Source organism: Microbispora sp. NPDC049633 (assembly GCF_040675265.1).
Taxonomy (GTDB): Bacteria; Actinomycetota; Actinomycetes; order Streptosporangiales; family Streptosporangiaceae; genus Microbispora; species Microbispora maris.
Genome location: NZ_JBFAOO010000436.1, coordinates 1 through 1,130, shown reverse-complemented (window position 1 = coordinate 1,130; position 1,130 = coordinate 1). Strand labels below are relative to the sequence as shown.

Sequence of the window (1,130 nt, the reverse complement as noted above, 5' to 3'; positions counted from 1 at the left end):
GCCACCCGACTCCGGCCTGTCGACGGCCGTGCCCCGGGAGGAGCCCGGCACGCCGTTCCGGGACGCCACGGCGGACAGGGGGGACAGGGAGCACACGGAGCACCGGGAGCGCCAGGAGCACCGGGGGGACCGGGAGCACCGGGAGCACACGGAGCACACAGGGCACACGGATCCCGGCCGCCTGGCCCCGCCCCCGCAGCCGGGCATGCCTCGTCCCACCGGCGCTCCCGTCGACGCTCCCTCCGGCGCCTCTTCCGGCGGTCCGGCCGCCCCCGAACTACCGGAGCGTCCGGTGCGGCCCATCTCCCAGGAGGACACCCAGCCGGGCCTGGCGTGGCCGTCGAGGGCGTCGAAGTCACGCGCCGCGCAACGGCCCGCGCCGTCCCCCGGCCCCTCCGGCCCCGCCGGTCCCGCGAACCCGCCCGGCCCTGCCGGATCGACGCGTCCGCCGGAACCGCAGGGCCCGGCGACGTCAGCGGGCTCGCCCGGATCCGCCGGGCGGGCGGGTTCGGCGGGCTCACCGGCGGTCGCCGCGACTGGGACGCCCGGGACGGCTGGGGAGGCGCGTCCGGCTCTCGGACCGGCCGCACTGCAGCCGGGGCAGGACACGCCGCTTTACAACGCGCTGCTCTCGCAGATCAGGGCCAGGGAGGCCCTGGCGCACGCGGCCGAGGCGGTACCCGCACCCGGCCACCGCGTCTTGTCCGACCGCGCCTTGTCCGACCGCGCCACAGCCGCCCGCGCCGGTGTCGGCGACGTCGCGGACGTGCCCGGGGAGATGGACCTTCCCGACAGGCCGCTGGCCGGTGCGCAGATCAGGATCGTTCAGGTGCTGGCACGGGTCGGCTCGCTGTTACGGGCGACCGCCCTGCGGATCGTCATCGTCGTCGTCGCGGGGGCGGCGGGCACCGTGACGGGGATCAACCTGTTCGCCCCCGCGCCCCCGTCCCAACGAGGGTCGCTGGAGGCGAACATCGCGCCGACGTCCGCCGACCCCGCAGGAGCGAGGACAGGAGCGGCAGCGAACCCCTCGGCGGCCGGTGCGGCAGCCGGCGCCGCGACAGGCGCCGCGGCGGCGGGCGGGGCCGCGGCGGGTACGGCCTCGGGCGCGCCGCAAGCCACGGTGACCG

Annotated in this window: 1 pseudogene; it reads left to right on the top strand. The window is 78.2% G+C overall.

The annotated features are described in order from the left end of the window. Positions 1 to 1,130, top strand: a pseudogene (locus tag AB0J39_RS39710) (hypothetical protein); the annotation flags it as partial.